Here is an 18,638-nt window from a genome sequence, read left to right on the forward strand (position 1 = left end):
ACACATTGCTAAGGTCAGGCTAAGTCTAGGGAAACTACGATTAAGTCACCTCTTCTCAGTCTGCTCTTCTAAGGTATATGGGAAAAAGTATCACACAAGGCGTTACTTTGACGTAATGTAGGTACCTTTCGAGAAGTAACAACACAGGGTGTTACTTTTTCTGAAGGACCCGAAGGGCGTGGTTTAAAAGCCCTATCTCTATGTTGAGGACCTTATCAATAGAATAACTATTAAGTTACGCTCCTCGCCATAAATCTAGCGGCTTTTATCCACACGCTGAGGCGGGAGGACTTATTCGCAGCTTCCCTAATAATTACATTTATCATGAGGCCTCACATGGACTAATTAAAATGTATAAACAAAACTAAACTTATGGAGGGAAACAGAATTGTAAAAATGCGACAGATTTAAATTACTTGTAAAAAGCGGAAGAGAGAGCCATATTTTCATTTCCTAAAAAGTCTTTTGGCGCGACACCGGTGAAGGCCTTAAAGTCTTTGATGAAATGCGCTTGGTCGTAGGGTAATCCCCCCATTTTTAATGGAGTTCAGGTGTAGACTTTAAAGTTTGCGTTAAACGCCTTTTTTGTATCGGTGTAATGCCACCAATGCCCATGTTAGGTCGCTCGTTATTGTAAGTCCATAACCAGTGCGTTGCTTTATCTTGAAGCGCTTTAATATCTTCGTACAAGTAATGACTCAGCCAATCATATCTCACTGTACGGTTAAATCGCTCTATATAAGCGTTTTGCTGTGGTTTGCCAGGTTGGATAAAACTGAGCTCAATGCTGTTTTCTTGTGCCCAACTTGCCAGCTTCTCACTGATATACTCAGGGCCATTATCACACCGTATCGCTTTAGGTTTACCTCGCCACTCAATAATCTGATTGAGTGCGCGTATAACACGTTCTGCTGGTAAGGATAGGTCCGCATCAATAGTTAACCCTTCTCGATTAAAGTCATCAATCACGTTAAACAAACGGCAACGTCGACCATCTGAGAGTTGATCATGCATAAAATCCATTGACCAACATTCATTGATTTGTTCTGGCACCGCTAAGGGTTCAGGCTTTTCACGGACTAAGCGTTTATGAGGTTTGATGCGCATGTTGAGCTGTAGCTCACGATAAATACGGTAAACACGCTTATGGTTCCATGGATAACCACAGACATTTCTGAAGTAGAGAAAACATAGCCCAAAGCCCCAGTTACGCTGATTTTGAGTCAGCCCGATTAATTGCTCAACAATCAACTGATTCTCATCATTAAGTTTAGGCTGATAACGGTAGCAGGTCTCGCTGATCTTAAACGTCCGACAGGCAGATGCAATACTGAGGTGATAAGTCACCACAGCCTGTTTGGCCATCGGCTTGCGGTCAGCGGCCTTCACCACTTTTTTGCCATGGCTTCCTGTATGATCTCTGCCTTGAGTTTTTCTTCGGCATACATCTTTTTAAGACGACGGTTTTCTTCTTCGAGTTCTTTCATTCGAGTGATTAAAGAGGCATCCATACCACCGTACTTGGCTCGCCACTTATAAAAGGTCGAATTACCAATGCCATGCTCGCGACACAGCTCCGCCACGGGCACTCCTGCCTCGGCTTGGTTTAAGATGCCCATGATTTGACTGTCTGAATAGGTTTTATTTTTCATCGTGATCTCCTAGTAATTAGCTTATTAGAAAACTCTACGACTGACCTCTATTATTTTTCGGGGGGATTACCGTAGTAGTCATGTTGATAGGCAATATGAGTAAGACTCTCCCCTTCTTCGTTAAGCAGCATCTTTAAAGCACTTTGTAAGCGAATCAATTTGCCTAATTGCTTCGGGCTAGCACCAATTTGCTTTACGAACATTCTCTCAAGCTGTCTTCTTTTAGATAAATCTTCTTTAAGAATCTCACTAATAGTAGTAGATCCCTTGGTTGCTAAAAGCGTTTCTACGGTTGTTTTAACGATACTGTTAACCCTCACCTGATCACTGAGTTTCTTCAGAAAAAATGATTCGATTATCTCGATCCGCTGCTTTGTACCAGTGGCTTGGATGATGTCCTGCTCTAGTTGATCTGCGCTTTCTTCTTCAAATAAGGTATTTATTGGCGTCTCTTTGTTAGCCAAGTTTCTAATAGGCGCAGTGACAAAGTTAGCAAAACCATAAGGGTAAAAACGAATGGCAAAGGTATTAACGTAACCTGTAGGTTCTATATAAAAAGGGTCAATCGTTTGGCCCAACACCATAGCGCGAGGCTGAATAATGAAATCATCTTCTGATGTATAGCGTTTTATATCATCGCCAAGTATAAACGCCATTTCAATTGTGCCATCAGGAATGATTCGCTGTCGTTGCGTCTCTTTCGTTTTAGGGACTTCCAAAGTCCAATAACAACTGATTAACGATGCTAAATCTGGATGGGGCTGAAAAGTCTGATAATCCATAGTCTGATTGTTGTTCCTAAGAGATACATTTCAGGTTTAAATTTAAAACTACTATATAAGGTTTTATTGCTGATTACATTCCCGTATAAAATTGGGGTGGGTGTCTGTATTAATTTTCTTATCTATTAAAGGAATAAAGGGAAATAAGGTTTTGGATTGAGTTTGATTCGCTTTGGCCATTTCAATACGAGTCTTGATACTTGTATGTTGTGGGGGTTCTAAATTGGAATGCCTGTCCCGATAAAACCTTAGAACGAATGGGGGGAGTAAGCATTATTTGAATTGCTACCATAGACTAGGATCATTTAATGCCTCAACACATCGAGTAGAGCCAGCCATAGCCTGAATTTCTTTGCCTTCAAGTGATTGCGCGAGCCAACCAATTGGCTGACTTAGAGGACATGGCGCTTTTACAATGCCTTCATTGATCTGCTCGAAGCCAGTTTTGGCGTAATAACTTGGGTCACCGTATGTGAATGCCAAACTAACATTTAAACGCCTAAGATAATCTAGACCATATTGAATTAACTTTTGACCAATCCCAGTGCCTTGAACATCTGTTGCAACCGCAACCGGCGATAAAATGAATGCTTCTTGGCCACTAGGTACTCTGAAGCGGCTGAAGAAGATACACCCAACAATGATACCTTTTTCAAATGCAACGCAGCCAATTAGGTCTTGTGAATTGGTTGTAGAAATTAGATCTTCAACAAAACCAGCAATTACTTGCCCTTCTATTTCGTTCTCAGATGCAGAGAAAACATTTTTGAAAAGATCAATGACCTCTTGAGACTGAGATTCACTGAATAGTGAAAGCTTCATATTAATACATCCTAGTGTTCTTCAAGGTAGTTAGCACTTTCTCTGACATGCACATAAAATCGCTGAACACCTCGTTTTTGCAAGAAAAAAGAGTTGAACAGATAGGCATTTAAAATAGTGATTAAAAAAGATCAAATTGGAGTGCCTGTCCCGATAAAACCCCTTTATGTTTCGTAACGACTAACGCTACCATAAGTGCTCAATAAGAGTTTACCAAAATGTGAAGCAGAGCTGGCTAAACTATTACGCGTCAGACTTAATAGTTTTATTAGGCACATTTTGATTCAGGCTGTAAGCAAAATATATGAACCATGAATATATCATTAAGTCTAGGGAACGTTGGTAAACACCTACAAGGGGGGAATTAGGGTCTAAATTTAAGAATGCGTAAATACAAGTCCCTCCAACGGTAAAGCTAACAAACTTAAAAACGTTAAGCTGTCCAGAGGGCGATGAGCCAGATGACAAAATAAATATTGATATTACCCCGCATAAATAACCAGGAAAAGCAGACAACATATGAATATTGTGGGAAATCGTAGGTTCAACAGGCCTACATTCAAAGTCACATGGATATAATGCAGAAATACCAAGAGTGACAGCATAAACAACAATAAAGCTAAATCCTATTAAGTTTTTCTTTGTTTTAGGAGCGACTAAAAAACAAGTAAATACAAATGCAAGAATAAAGATCTCTGTAGGAATAAAGCCTAAAAAATTAACATATCCGCCATGAGGAGAACCGGTTGCTCCTAGTTCACTGATAAACTGAGTGATATGGCTATATCCAGGATAATATAAGCCTGCAATAATTATTGTTCCAGCAAACCAAACTAGGCTCAATATTGGAAAAGCTAAAAGTAAATTTTGTCGATTCAACATACAAACCTCAGATAGGTTGCCTAACACTTTAAGGAAATTACGATTAAGTCACCTCTTCTCAGTCTTATCAGAAAAAGTATCACACCATTTTAATAAGACATCCATTTTAAAAGAGATCAGAAACAACTTCAGCTGAATGAAACTCACTTTCCCATTTTTTTGTATTTTATTTATCTGAAGGAAGAAAAATATGTAAATCGAAGCTCAACCACAAAGGATTAACAATGAGTTTCATACTGAAGCCACGAGCAACCCTCGCGTTAACGATATTAAGGTTTAATTAAAATAGAACTGAATTTAGTGAGCAAAACCTAAGAAAGAAGCCGCTTACAAGCAGCTAACCCCGATCGTCGTTGCAAATGCGTATGTTCACAATACTCAGCTAAATAAGCTTCTGAGCCAACTGCGGCTTTAAAATGCTTTTCAAAGCTGGTTGTTACTTCTATCCATTGCTCTGACGTGAGGTTAATTCGTTGAAGAATAGGCGCTAGAGAGACATCAATACTCCCCCTTTTGTCCTCTCTCATGATCCTGCCTGTGAGATCGATTAATTCAAGGTAATCTATGAGTTTAAAAGGTAACCCTTCTGGTTGATCTTCTCTTTCATAGCCAATAAAGGGAAATAAAGTTTTTGGTTGAGTTTGATTCGCTTTGGCAACTTCGATTCGAGTTTTGATACTCGTATGCTTTGAGATTTCTGGTGCTTTTTCCATGTTGGCGCGAACAGGGTTTAAGTCGACGTATGCCATGCATGACACAAGTGCTGCCTCGTCTAATAACGCTTGTGACTTAAACCTGCCCTCCCAAAATCGGCCTGTACATTTGTCTTCATTGTTGGCCATACGAGCAATTGGCTCATTCAGCTCTCTCATAAACCAGCTGATGTCACAAAGGCGTTCACGGTATTTTTCACAGCTTTCATAAACAGAGGCTAATTCGAACTCAGCCAAACCCTTGTTTTCTAAATATTTTTCGGTGAATTGCGTGCCTTTATGCAAACGATGCCAACGCTCAAGTACCTGCCTGATAGACCAGTTATTCGCTTTCTCAGTATTGACATGAAGGACTAAATGGGTGTGATTGCTCATAACGGCATAGGCACAGATATCTATCGCAAAAATAGCAGCAAGAGAGAGGATTTTATCTTCTATCCAGCCTCGCCTGTGCTCATAACTTTGACCAGTTACCTCATCGGTACCACACAGTAAAGCACGTCTCACGCAGCGGGAAACACAGTGATAATAAGTGGTGTCTTGCAAACTTATTAGAGTCTTACGTGGTTTAGGCATATTAGATTCCTCATCCTTGAGTGAATCCAATAAAGCTAGATCATGTTTAAATAACAATCAAATTATAGTGGGTGTCTGTTTTAAATTTGTTCTTGAAACCAATTTGACATGCGTAATCCTTATAATGCCTAACGCCAACAGCAAGCGCGCCGCTTTTGGCGTCGCATTGACTGTTTTTGTTAGGCTCCCCACTGTAAGTTAGGAAGACTAAAATTTGATAGATATGGAGCTGAATTAAGCCATTACCCTTCAATGTTTGCCGTTGCTCCCTGCAGCATCATAAACAAAAACAACAGATTGCCATCAGGGGTATCTGAAAATATCCATTTCGACTGTGGGTTGTTTTTACGATGCTGTTCATTACTAAATCCCATTGGGACATTATCGTAATACATAAGACCTTTACCCAAAACGAAGACTGCATCAATCGCATTAGCAGGAGTTGAAATTCTTTTATTGTCGTCTGCTGGAATAGTTGTTTGTGAAATTCCAAGCTTTTGATATTCAGTTGCAACCCAACCATGCACGGTTTTAATATTAGCGGGCCCTTTATATGCAACGATATAATTGAGAATTGACGGTGGAATATATCCTGTATGAAAACTTGATACTGTATTAGCTTTCAGTTGTTTGCAGTTATACGCTGACTTTACAGCCGTGCTAAATTCACCTTGGTTTAATGTTGATTTAACTTCAATAGTGGCGATAACAGATTCAACTAAAAAGCCTGATATACCTCCACCAAAATCAAGCTTTGGATAGGATCTTTTATATATAACAATATCATACTGGTTTCTTTGCTGCCCTGGCTTTGAATTTGCGTCAATAATCTCACCAGTTCCAATAGCAACATTAGTCGGTAAATGTGCCTCAAGATACTCTTTTATAAAGGCTTCTCTCGGCGTTCCTTTATGAAGCGAATGCCCTGAGTTCGCAGGAATCTGACTTATCGCAATCAATGATTTCTCTATTGCGTCCATATGGCTCTTTAACATGCATGCTCCGAATTCATTTATGGCCTAACGCCGCATTAAGGTGTGAGCAACGCTACCACAAAACTAAACCATACCACCGTAAACACGAAACCCAACGATGGAATGAAAAATGCCATGCGTTGGGAATCACTCTTAAATGCTTTGTTATAAATTTATTTTACGAAGCTCATTTACAATTTTAGGTATACACTCAGGATCATCATAATTTAAATACAAATAGTCTTGTAACAATGGCGGCATCTCGTCATGCTCTAAATCAATATTTACGACTATAAAGTTTTTTTCATTTTGCCTCATGCGTTTCTGGAAAAAGTAGTTAGCTTCATTCATCGTCCAACCGGACTTTCCACTAAGAAAACTTTTTGAAAGAAACAGAAGACCGACCTTACTTTTATCTAAACCATCGTTTATTCGGTCGGTTATGCTATCTCCAGGAGATATTTCGTACCTATCAAACCAAGACTCCACTTCTGATTTTTGCAGTTCGTTAAAAAACGTATCTACTAGTTCTTTGTCGACACTAGAGTGAGATAGAAATACTGAGTAGTTTGTCATTTCTTTTAATACCGGTGGAAATGTTGCATCATAAGTGGGACGATCTGGGTGAAGAAATATCTCGTTTGTTCCTGACGGCATTTGATATTCGAGCATCTCACTATCCAATAGCCCCATACCATTGCAACTACGGTTACCGATTGCCTTCATCAAATCATGAGAAAACAAATTATAAATTCTATGCTTATCTGGATAATTGATATTTAACCACTCTTCAAAAACTTCAGAATCCTTTTCAAAATTGACAAATAAATGGCAAGATAATGCATAAATATTATTGTTTACATATAACATCGCGCCAACAAGGGTATCTTTATCAAACTTATCCAGTACATCCCCTACAAACTTTTTTTCCTTTGCGCGATTACCATAATCTAGAGCAATTAAGTATGACTTATGTTTCATTTATGACTCCCTCCAAAAATTTATAACATTTTAATAATGCGCACGCTCGGTTTGCTAGATTTATCCACCGCAATCAAAACGCTACATATGATTAATTCTTAAAAGGAAAGGCCACTTATTCACTGAAAACCTTCCTGGCTAAACGCGCATGCGCGTTATTTCGATTCCTATTTTTGCATGTAGGGCACGGTTATTTCCGTGCCCTTCTCATAACTTATTGATTCTACATATTTTAAAAATGGGCACAATGATAAAGCGCGCCATATCATTGATATTTATAATGCTAAAGCGTGCCAATTTTCACTAAAACCATGCAAAACACAAAATAAACTGTATATTTATACAGTTTATTAATTTTTGGGTTACCCTTATGAGCTCAAGCCCTTTTTTTAATTATCTTAGATCTGAAATGCGCGTCAGAGGCTACAGTCTGAAAACAGAAAAGGCCCTTCTCGTTCAATGAAGACATTTGATTAAACGCTTTATATACTTGAATGAATGCTACTAACCTTCCTCCCCAACAAACGCTTCCAACAAATCTTTCAGCTCATTATGCATTCGATAAGCCGCATAGGCTTTCATATGGATGATGGGTGCCTCGTCGACTTTGTATAACGTCCCTGCTTTTAAATGTTCTTGTACCAAGGTGTCGGGTAAGTAGGCTGCGCCGCCGTTGGCAAGTATGAGTTTTAGGGCGATTCGGCCGCTGTTGGCGCGTACATTGGCAAGTTGTCGCTGAGGGAAAGCGAGCTCGTGTTGAGTATTAAATGGCGCGCCCCACTCGACTCTCACATAGGCAAAACCGAGTGCCTCTTCTAATGTTTGTTTAGGCTGACTTGTGACTAAGCTCATGGGGATGCTAGCGACTTCTTTAACAATTAAGCCTTTAATATTAGGTTGTTCGTAGACAAAGCCGATATCTACCAAACCTTGGTCCAGCTTTTCGACGACGCGAAGCGGTGTACTCTCCTCTAGCCTTAAAATAAGATCAGGCTGAGTCTGATAAAGCCGGTTCACCTTGTCTTGTAAAAAGCTATCCCAAAGTCCAGGTACACCTGCAATCACAAGGCGCTTTTTCTCTGTTTCTCCAAGAGCAGTATCTTCGTAGGCTTGCTCCCAAGCATTGAGAATAAAGCGTGCGTGGCGCTCCATGCGCTCACCTGCCGGTGTTAAACACACTTCATGGTGCTTACGCTCAAATAAGGCAACACCTAACAGGCTTTCAAGCTGTTTGATTCTAGCGCTTGTGGTCGAGGTGGAAATACAGAGCTTGTCTGACGCTTTAGCAAAGTTACGCGTGTGGGTCACTTCAATAAAGGTTTCTAATAATATGGTGTCCAAAAGTAGATCCTGTTTTTTTAGAGCTTAAGGCCAATATATATCGTTTTATCAAACCTTCAAAAGCTTTTATCATGCTTCCACTTTAAATTTCACCCTCAATACCTTTAAAGACGAACCATTAATATGAGTCAAAAAAGCCAAAAACATCAGGCCTTTATTAATCGCTATTTACCTTTTTTGATTTGGGGAAAGGGTCTAAATAAGCAGTCTTTAATGGCTGATTTCATGGCAGGTCTAACAGGTGCCGTTGTTGTACTCCCTCAAGGGATAGCTTACGCCTTAATTGCAGGTTTACCGTCAGAATATGGCCTTTATACGGCAATTATTACGCCTATTATCGCGGCCCTTTTTGGCTCCTCTTTTCACCTTATTTCTGGCCCTACGGCAGCGATTTCTATCGTGGTCTTCAGTGTGGCAAACAATATCGCTAACAATACGGCAATTGAGTCCGGTGATTTTATCGGCATTGTCCTCACTCTTACTCTGCTCACGGGCATCATTCAGTATCTCTTTGGTTTGATGCGTTTGGGCAGTTTAGTGAACTTTATTTCTCATACTGTGATAGTGGGCTTTACCACAGGCGCCGCATTACTAATCGCCACCAGCCAATTTAAGTATGTATTAGGGGTTGAGCTTGCATCAGACACTCATTTTTTTGCCTCTTGGTGGCAGCTCATTCAGCACCTTCCTGAAACCAGTTTTTATACCTTAAGCATTGCTCTCGTCACACTCGTTAGCATCCAGCTAATTAAACGCTTTAACCCTAAATTACCTGCCATGTTATTGGGCATGGTAGTGGGCAGCCTGTTTACTTGGTTGATTAATGGCAAAGAGCATAGGGTGCCTTTGGTGGGCGAATTACCCAATATGATCCCTCAAATGAGTCTGCCTCCTCTTTCCTTTGATTTGATGACAAGCCTCTTGCCAGGGGCTATGGCAGTTGCCATATTGGGCTTAGTAGAAGCCTTGGCCATTGCCCGCGCTATCGGTGTTCGCTCAGGCCAACGTATTGAAGGCGATAAAGAGTTTATGGGCCAAGGTTTGTCGAATATTGTCGGTAGCTTCTTCGCGTGTTATGCAGGTTCTGGCTCGTTCACACGCTCTGGTGTCAATTACGACTCAGGGGCAAAAACCCCCATGGCAGCAATTTTCGCAGCCCTTTTGCTCATCCTTATTTTGTTAACCATTCCTCAAATTACTGAGTATTTGCCTTTGCCTGTAATGGCTGCCGCCATTTTATTGATCGCTTTTAACTTGGTGGATATCACCAGTATTCGTCATATTCTCTCTGATAAAGAAGAAAGCGCCATCTTACTAGTGACCTTTATTTCTACCCTAACTATCGCTTTAGAGTTCGCCATTTATTTTGGTGTTATTCTCTCTTTGATTTTGTATTTACGCCGTACCAGTAAACCAAAAATCATAGAGCTTGCGCCGCTTTCGATTGAAGATAATCACAACTTTCGTAATGTTGAGCGCTTCAACCTTAAGACCTGCCCTCAGATCAAAACCATACGATTAGATGGCTCCATCTACTTTGCATCTGTCGACCATATACAAGACACAATAAGTGCATTAAAGCCTGAGAAAGGGGCTCACACACATTTTGTTTTAGTTTGCTCTGGGGTGAATTTTATCGATTTCGCAGGCAAGGAGATGTTGGTGAAAGAGATAGAACGTATTCAGAGCTTGGGTGGGAGATTAGTCTTTTGCGGCTTTAAAAACACCTTGATGGATGATCTTAACGCGTCTGGGTATTTGGATTTAATGACGAGAGAGAATATCTATTTAGATACAAGCCAAGCGGTTGCCAACTTGATGACAGAGCTTGAACATAATAGATGCGAGACGTGTGTGAATCGCATCTATTCCACTTGCCCTAAATAATAGGGCAATACTGATTAACGGCCTCTATTTTTAGGGGCTTTACCTGTGCCGCCCTTACCTTGACCGCCTTGTTTGCCAGAACTTGGCTTTCCAGAGCTCGGCTTGCGACCCGCGGGTGCTGGACGACCTTTATTAGCGCCGTTGCCTTTTGGAGAACCGCCTTTACCGCCCTCCCCAGAACGGGAGCGATTTAAAGGGGCTTTACCTCGGCCTCCTTCATTCTTACCTCTGCCGCTTTCATTTTTACCTTCTCCTGGACGAGAACGGCCATCACTCTTACCTTTAGATGCAGGTTTACTCGATTGAGACTTTTCTTTGCGGCTTTCAGCAGCTTGGGCTTTGCTTTTACTAAAGCTTTTTGAGTTAGATCGGCCTTTGCTTTTGGCTTTAGCTGGCGCTGGTTTTTGCTTGCTTGTATCTTCAGAAGACGAATGCTCAATCATTTTCGAGAGTTCGGTCATTTCTTTTTCAGTCAGATCACGCCAATCACCAACAGGCAGGCCTTTTAAGCTGATGTTCATAATGCGAACACGTTCTAACTCGGTCACCTGATAACCACAGAACTCACACATACGGCGGATTTGGCGGTTTAAACCTTGTACTAAGAAAATACGGAACACATTGGGTGCTTCTTGTACTACCTTACATTTTTTGGTTTTCGTCCCCAACATAGGGACACCACTTGCCATGGTATTGATTGCGTCTTCCGTTAAAGGCTTATCAACGGTCACCACGTATTCTTTTTCGTGATTATTGCCAGCACGTAATATCTTATTTACCAAATCACCATTACTGGTCAAAAAGATAAGACCTTGTGAGTCTTTATCTAAACGGCCAATGGGAAAGATGCGCGATGAGTGATTCACAAAGCTCACCATGTTATCTGGCTCTTCCATCTCTGTGGTCGAGACAATGCCAACCGGCTTATTTAACGCGATAAAGACAAGATCTTCCGCTTCTGGCGGCTCAATTTTAGCGCCATTAACACGCACCACATCACCCGGATTTACTTGGTCGCCCACTTCAGCTCGTTTTTTATTGATAAACACATTACCTTGTTCAATAAAACGGTCTGCCTCACGGCGCGAGCACATACCACTTTCACTGATGTATTTATTTAAACGAGTTGAGGTTTTGAAATCCATGTTGGTCCTATCAAAGTGTTGGCGAATCGATCATTAAGATTAGGCTCGCTTTTATATGACTCACTAATAATAAATCACTACAAATGAGATGCCTAAACTAATGGCGCACACTTTATAAGAATGAGCATAAGGTTGCCAGCCAGCAAGAAAGGAAAACGGCAAATAGCGTGATTATTTTTGGTAACGAGCAAACAAAGCGGGCCTTTGTTCTTGTCGAATCTGTTTTATCTTATCCCAAATCTTTTGAGCCAGTTTAGGATTTTGGTTAACAAAGTACTTTGACAGCATGAGGTAATAGGGTTTTGATATTAAATTAGGCGTTAGTTTTTCTATTTTGGCGTACTCAGCATTATCCTTCTTTGTCTTAAGCAAGCTGTCTGCCGTGACAGATTGCAAGGCCACCAACTTCAAACGGTGTGTTAATAACATGCGTAAGTTGCTTTGCGAACTGTGAAACTCTTCTACCCTGACCCCCTTTTTTTTCAGGTCAGTCACAATAGAGAAGCCTAAGGGCGCGCCCACTAACTCTTCTTTCAACACACTCCAGTCACCGTGCCAATCTAAAGGTGAAGACGCAAGTTTATATAAAGAGTATGAGATTTGAGTGATACGTCGACTCGTATCAATAGGACCATAAGGCTTGCGATTAACGGTGGGATACCAGCCATACTCTAGCCTTTCAGTCAAAAAAGCGGCATTAAAGATGCCATCAATACGATTAGATTTCAACGAATAGAGTGCCCTTTTCCAAGGCATTCGAACAAATTTAATCTCTACCTCATCAAGTTGGCTATCCATAATTTGCAGCATTTCTACTGCGACACCAGGGTTGAGTTGTGGCACATCGCCAGTATCCCCAAGATAGTAAGGTGGCTGGGCTTTATCTTCGTAGGCAAACGTTAGCGTGATGGCATAAATAGGTGTGCAAAACAGACTAAAAAAGCTAATAAACAAATAACGCATTTGAAGGCTCAAAATCCTGCGACCTCACCAGCAAGCTTAAACAAATTAAGCTAAAACCAGCGGACCATAAAATGGAATATTCGCGCTAGGCTACTGATATTATTATAAATCATCAAGTTTAACGTCTAAGAATTTTGTCAGGCTAACTATTCGAAATCACTGGTATCGGATTTTGTTCTGTTAGTAAGAAAATTAGGCCTTAAATTAGCAGTAGAATGTAAGTAGCCGTTAAATGGAAGCGCTAGCCATTAAACTAAAGCGCTAGCCAGTTTTATCTAAACGATAGGTGATTACTTGGTTTCTCCCCCCCTCTTTGGCTTTATAAAGAGCAAGGTCCGCTTGCTGAAACAGTTCTTTTTTACACAGCTGCGCGCCTTTTAAAGTCGCGATGCCGACACTGACTGTCACACAAGGCAGCACACTAGAATGAATATGCTCTAGATTTTCAGCTTCAATATTGATCCGTACTCTTTCTGCCACCAGAAAGGCCCCTTTTTCATCCGTTGCAGGCAAGATAGCGACAAATTCCTCTCCCCCGTAACGGGCCACAAAATCTGTGGTTCTTGTGATTGAATTAGTTAAGATTTTAGCCACTTCTTGCAAGATAACATCGCCATTATCATGACCATAATTGTCGTTGTATTTTTTAAAATCATCGATATCAAACACTAATAATGACAGAGGCTCTGAGGTTCGCTTTGCCATGGCAATTTCTTTAATGAGGGTACGGTTATATAAACGTCGGTTTGCAATACGCGTCAGAGGGTCTAGCTCGCTCAATACTTTCAATTTGTAATTAGCTTGCTCTAATTGTTCTGTCCTATCTTGAACTTTTTTCTCCAAGTTCTTTTGATGTTTTTTAAGGGTATCCCTTTCTCTTTCCTTGAACCACAAAGGCAAAAATGCCAGCCCCATGATGAGCAAGATAATCACGGCAAGGACACACAGAAAAACAAAGCGGGTCACATAAAAAGACTCTAATGCCTCATCCTTATCAATCTCAGTGGCTAAACCAATACCGAGCGCCTCACTCCATAACCAGGCCCCAAAGACAGGAACCCCTCTATAATCTCGATAAGCGTCGTAATAAGGCGATTCATCATGTTTTAAAGCACGACTGGCCATAAGAGTTAAGGGTCGGCTTGCTTGATCTAGCTTGGGTGTCAATCCTTCAACTAGGTTAACCCCAGGGTCAGTAATGCGAATGGATAACATGGCCATATCCTTTTCACCCAGCATTCCCAGCAATTTTAAATTTTGCGTAAAGCGACTTTTAGTCACTAATAAGCCAGATTTATTAAACCCATAAGTCTCCCCAGTTCGGCCAATACGTCCAAGTTCGGTAATACGGGTAAAATGTATGAGAGGGTTAAAGCCCATTATTAAGGCCGCCACCACCTTTGCATCATGATTATATATAGGCGCGCCGACAAACACGGTTGGCACAAACATCCTCTCATCAAGGTGAGCACTCTGATCAGAATGCTGATCATCCATGGGGTAGTTAACAGGTGGAATAAATAAGGTGTGACCCGCAAATATTTTGCTAAATTCCTCATTATGATGTTGATAAACTGGGTTTACCTTGCCTAAGTCAGAATTGTATTTACTGGCAAGATTCACGCCCTTTGGTGAAATAACTAAAAAGGTCTGATCAGCATAGCGTCGCACTTTTTGCGACATAAAGCGCTTAAAATCATGATTAATAAGTAACTGTTGGTTGATGCTATCACTGTCATACATTTTATTAGTAAAACTTAAAACCGCTTGATCATCGGCAATATCAACCAAGTCTTGCAAATGGTTATCTGCCCAGCGCGCTAGGGCTTCCTGTGTGATCTGAAGGACAGTAAAAAGGGATTTATGGATGGATTGTTTAGCATGTTTTTCAACATAGGTAATCGCCGTCATGATAGCGAAGCTAATCAGAAGGATAAAAATACAGGGTAAAACAAATGATGAAACTTTCGAAGATCTAAAAAAAGCCATGTCACTTTTCGCACCTAATAGTAAAGGGCCATACCAACAAGTAGACCCTTTATTATCCTAGTGAAGGATGACCGAAAAGCTAATTTTCTTCTGTAAAATTAAGCAACTAAGCCATTAATCTAGTTTAAAACTCCCTACTCTTTCATCAAGATTACGCGCTAAGGACAATAGCTTCTCACTGGTCTCTTTACTCGTATGCGCATCACCAAGGGATTTATCAGCATTGTCACGAATGGTTTCAACACTTTGATTAATTTCTTCAGCGGCAAGGTTCTGTTGTTCGGTAGCATCAGCGATTTGTACATTTAGACTATTAATCTCTTTCATTTGCGCTGAAATATCCTTGAGTGACATGGCAACCTCTTGCACCTGCAGTGCTCTTTGATCAGCCTCTTCACAGGATGCGCTCATGGCAACCACCGTATCTTTTGCCTCTTGTTGCAGCTTATCTATTGTGCGCTTAATTTCATCAGTGGAATCATGGGTTCTGGTAGCAAGGGTGCGCACTTCATCAGCCACAACAGCAAAACCACGACCGGTTTCACCAGCTCTAGCCGCTTCAATCGCCGCATTTAAGGCTAACAAATTGGTTTGTTCTGCAATACTACTGATCACCTCCAATACGTTACCCACTTCTAAGGTTTGATTTTGCAACTCTTCCACTTGATTAGCCGCGCCTCTGACATCATTAGCCAGCTGATTAATACTGACTTCAGTTTGCGCTGCGATTGCCATACTGGCTTCTGCCATTTGATTACTGGCATCTGATTTTTGTGACGCCACATGGGATGTGTTTTTCACTTCTGATGAGGACTCTTCAAACTTACTCACCGCATCCGCCACAGATTCTGTACTTTGCTTTTGGGCTTGAATCGATTTCTCTGTGGTATTAGAAGCCTGATGAATCTGCTCTGCTGATTGAATTAAAATATGGGAGGTTTCAGAGACATTGGTAATGTTACTTTTGAAACTGGACATCATGATATTGAAGTTATTGGCTAAACGCCCTAATTCATCATTGGTTTTATCACTGATGGTTAAACTTAAATCATTATTCTGGGCAACAAGACGCATGGTCTTACCCAGTACTTTTAAGCGCTTAATAAAAAGACGTCGAAAGAGAAAACCTAAACCCACAAAGGCAACCAAGAAAATGGCGCTGAGCATAGCAACGCTAAACACCGCATTATTGCTAATGGCTTGGTCAACTTCATCCAGCGAATAACTCACCTTAACGGCTCCTAAAATATCACCACTTTGTGCCTGATGACAGCCAAGGCAGTTGGTGCCTTTGTAATTATCACTGGCAACAATAGGGTTAATATAAGTCAGTACCCTTTTATTATCTTTGGTTTCAATAAAAAGACTTTGAATGCCTTTCATGGCGGCAATTTCAGCCGGTGTACTGGCTTTTTCATTCACATTGCCAGGGCCATAGAGTTTACTCACTTGCTCACCACGGAAAATTTGCGCCGCTTCGATATTCTTTTGGCTACGAATTTTATCCGTCAGAATCTCTCGGTTAGACATGGTACCTGTGATCATCAGCGTATTGATCGAATCAAAATAATTATCAGCTAACAATTTGATATTGGTTTCGATTGTCTGCTCAGCGAGTTTCTGCTGTTGGTTTGAGCCGTTGATAATACTGGCGATGAGCACCAAAATACCGGTAATGGCCAGAAGCAAATATATTTTGTGCTGAATAGATAGTGAACGCATTTCATTTTCTCCAAAAAACGATCCTCAATACTAACTATAAAAAATATTTATTAGATTGATCTCGATTAAGGAAACTGCGATTAAGTCACCTCTTCTCAGTCTGCTCTTTTGAGGTATTGGGGGAGGAGATATTCGCAGCTCCCCTAATGAAGGGTGCGTTATTTTTTGAAAAATAACGAAAAAATACACTAATACACGAAATGGAAATTGATAATCACACGCAAGGTTTGTAATTTAGCGTAATTGACTTTCCAGCCTCACTTTTTCCACTAAAATTAGATGCTTTTATCCTCACGCTGAGGCGGGAGGAGCTATTCGTAGTTTCCCAAGACACATAAAGTAATTAAGGCTCTATTGCTAAATTATTGCTAAATACAAGAATCGCAGCTTTTATAAAAGCTAAGCTTGAACTAAAACCTATTGCCAAAATTATTATTTCTATGCCCAACCTTGACTCAGATTTAGCGCCTTCTCCAATTTGGCCCGCTCTTATGCTTGCCCTATTTGGTTTTAGTTTCTCAATCGGACTATTTTTTTATTACAAAAACAATGAGGAAAGTCGAGCTCACGATAACTTAGAGCAGGTAATGCATGTCCAAAACCTGCGTATTCAAGCAAAAATTAATCAATCTAAAGCTGTATTGCATTCCTATTTCGCCCTTCTGAGTAAAAGCGATCAAGTCAGTCGAGAAGAATATGCCCGTTTTTCTGATGTCATTCTATTAAACCACCCTGAGATTTTTGCTGTACATTGGGCCCCTAGGGTAAAACATCAAGATAGACCGGCCCTAGAAAAACACTTGAAAGGACTTGATTTAGCACCATTAGGCATTGCCGATGCGAGCCCTGATGCTGGCTCAATAGACACAGCCACCATTCGAAGTGAGTATTTTCCGATTTTTTATGCTGAGCCTATTCATAAAAACAAAAAAGCCATTGGTTTAGACCCACTGGCAAGACCTTATAACAGTCAAACCATAAGAAATGCGGCTCGTAATGGTTCACTGGACACCACCCAACCCTTTAAGATAGTTCAAGACCCTGATGGCCCCTTATCGGTTGCCATCTACCAGCCCATTTATCACAAATGGATGAAAGCTCAGACACCCGAACAACGCTGGCAAGCCCTGAGGGGTTATATCATTTTGATGCTAAGACCTGGCATCTTACTCGAACAATATAAAAGTGAATTTATTCACAAAGGGATTGCCGTTCGCCTTTATGATGTATCAGAAGAAGACCCCATTAGAATTTACCCTAAGCCTGTGGCTGACAAAGAAGATCCTTATTTAGGGTCACATTTTAACATTCAATATTCTTGGCAAGTACCGGGGCGCACTTGGATGCTAGAGTTCTACTCTACGGCCGATGAAGAAGGGATGCATGGGTCTTATTTATCCCACCTGTTATTGGCTACCATGCTTCTCTTTACCTTGGTCTTAGCTGTCTTTATGTTTAACGCCACCAAACAGTCAGCACGTTTAAAACGCGCCAACCTAAACCTCATAGAAAGGCAAAAAGAATTAGATGAGCTGGCCTATTATGATCAGCTGACGCACTTACCGAATCGCGCCCTACTCAATGAGCATTTAAAGCGTATTTTAAGCTTGGAAGAAAGGGAGGAAAGCTTTTCGGCGATTTGTGTCATGGATCTAGATGGCTTTAAAGAAATTAATGACATTTATGGTCATGATATGGGTGACTTTGTGCTTCAAGAGGTGGCCAATCGATTATTAGATAAACTTAGGGATAGTGATGTTGCAGCAAGAATAGGGGGTGATGAATTCGTCTTCATCTTAACGGGTTTACATTTATTAGAGCCCATTGACGAGATTATCAGTCGCATCATAGAGGCCATTAGCCAACCCATTCACCTAACCGATTACGATGCTTCTATTTATGTCAGTGTTAGTGCCAGTGTGGGAATCGCTTTATCTAAATCTAACATTCACCAGCAAACAAAACCGAGCTTGCACTCTCCTCATGGCCCAAAACACACTACAGCGGGACTAAATAAAGCGGAATCCGATTTACTAAAACGTAAAACCTTAATCAAAAATGCCGATATGGCCATGTATCAAGCCAAAAAACAAGGGACAGGCAAACATGTTCTGTTTCAATCACTAAACTGATCTTGCCATCATTTGAGCGCCATTTTACTCCTGTTTTTAAAAAAACCGAGAAGTAAGCCATCCCCTCTTAGGGTGCG

At 40.8% G+C, this 18,638-nt stretch carries 14 protein-coding genes; 2 read left to right on the forward strand and 12 right to left on the reverse strand.

The genetic code is table 11. The annotated features are described in order from the left end of the window. Positions 1–537 precede the first annotated feature (537 nt). The 8 genes from MED121_RS17930 to MED121_RS17970 form a co-directional block, all read right to left on the reverse strand. A protein-coding gene (locus MED121_RS17930) for an IS3 family transposase (protein ID WP_085987748.1) occupies positions 538–1,652 on the reverse strand; the annotation gives its coding sequence in 2 pieces (ribosomal slippage) (positions 538–1,400 and positions 1,400–1,652; 1,116 coding nt in all). A gap of 50 nt (positions 1,653–1,702) precedes the next feature. After that, positions 1,703–2,434 carry a helix-turn-helix domain-containing protein gene (locus MED121_RS17940; RefSeq protein WP_009835170.1) on the reverse strand — a complete coding sequence of 244 codons (732 nt, stop codon included), beginning with the start codon at positions 2,432–2,434 and terminating at the stop codon, positions 1,703–1,705. Positions 2,435–2,719: 285 nt separating this feature from the next. Next, complete coding sequence (locus MED121_RS17945) at positions 2,720–3,256, reverse strand: N-acetyltransferase (RefSeq protein ID WP_009835171.1); 537 nt, start codon at positions 3,254–3,256, stop codon at positions 2,720–2,722. A gap of 243 nt (positions 3,257–3,499) precedes the next feature. Further along, complete coding sequence (locus tag MED121_RS17950; RefSeq protein WP_009835172.1) at positions 3,500–4,138, reverse strand: DUF998 domain-containing protein; 639 nt, start codon at positions 4,136–4,138, stop codon at positions 3,500–3,502. A gap of 311 nt (positions 4,139–4,449) precedes the next feature. After that, a complete protein-coding gene (locus MED121_RS17955; protein ID WP_036181015.1) occupies positions 4,450–5,427 on the reverse strand; it encodes a transposase in 978 nt (325 codons plus the stop codon). Between the two features lie 242 nt (positions 5,428–5,669). After that, a complete protein-coding gene (locus MED121_RS17960; RefSeq protein ID WP_207382836.1) occupies positions 5,670–6,407 on the reverse strand; it encodes a DUF6602 domain-containing protein in 738 nt (245 codons plus the stop codon). A 159-nt stretch (positions 6,408–6,566) separates the two neighbouring features. Continuing rightward, a complete protein-coding gene (locus MED121_RS17965) occupies positions 6,567–7,382 on the reverse strand; it encodes a toll/interleukin-1 receptor domain-containing protein (RefSeq protein WP_009835176.1) in 816 nt (271 codons plus the stop codon). A gap of 504 nt (positions 7,383–7,886) precedes the next feature. Next, positions 7,887–8,723: a LysR family transcriptional regulator gene (locus MED121_RS17970; RefSeq protein WP_009835177.1), complete on the reverse strand. Its 837-nt coding sequence runs from the start codon at positions 8,721–8,723 to the stop codon at positions 7,887–7,889. Positions 8,724–8,846: 123 nt separating this feature from the next. Here MED121_RS17970 and MED121_RS17975 point away from each other — a divergent pair, with 123 nt between their 5' ends. Then, positions 8,847–10,610, forward strand: a complete 1,764-nt coding sequence (locus MED121_RS17975; RefSeq protein WP_009835178.1) for a SulP family inorganic anion transporter — start codon at positions 8,847–8,849, stop codon at positions 10,608–10,610. 14 nt (positions 10,611–10,624) lie between these two features. Here the strand turns inward: MED121_RS17975 and rluF are convergent, their stop codons facing one another. The 4 genes from rluF to MED121_RS17995 form a co-directional block, all read right to left on the reverse strand. After that, positions 10,625–11,755 (reverse strand): 23S rRNA pseudouridine(2604) synthase RluF, encoded by a 1,131-nt coding sequence (rluF, locus tag MED121_RS17980; RefSeq protein ID WP_009835179.1) that lies wholly within the window; start codon positions 11,753–11,755, stop codon positions 10,625–10,627. A gap of 171 nt (positions 11,756–11,926) precedes the next feature. Then, the gene (locus MED121_RS17985) at positions 11,927–12,730 is read right to left on the reverse strand and encodes a transporter substrate-binding domain-containing protein (RefSeq protein WP_207382837.1); all 804 of its coding nucleotides are present in this window, start codon (positions 12,728–12,730) and stop codon (positions 11,927–11,929) included. A gap of 249 nt (positions 12,731–12,979) precedes the next feature. Next, on the reverse strand, positions 12,980–14,707 hold the full coding sequence (locus MED121_RS23870; RefSeq protein ID WP_083789414.1) for a GGDEF domain-containing protein: 1,728 nt from the start codon (positions 14,705–14,707) through the stop codon (positions 12,980–12,982). A gap of 114 nt (positions 14,708–14,821) precedes the next feature. Beyond that, positions 14,822–16,429 carry a methyl-accepting chemotaxis protein gene (locus MED121_RS17995; protein WP_009835183.1) on the reverse strand — a complete coding sequence of 536 codons (1,608 nt, stop codon included), beginning with the start codon at positions 16,427–16,429 and terminating at the stop codon, positions 14,822–14,824. A gap of 365 nt (positions 16,430–16,794) precedes the next feature. Between MED121_RS17995 and MED121_RS23875 the strand changes: the two genes are divergently transcribed. Further along, entirely contained in the window at positions 16,795–18,561 is a 1,767-nt protein-coding gene (locus MED121_RS23875) for a diguanylate cyclase (protein ID WP_009835184.1), read from the forward strand. The last annotated feature ends 77 nt before the right edge of the window (positions 18,562–18,638 follow it).

The organism is Marinomonas sp. MED121, assembly GCF_000153025.1.
GTDB lineage: Bacteria > Pseudomonadota > Gammaproteobacteria > Pseudomonadales > Marinomonadaceae > Marinomonas.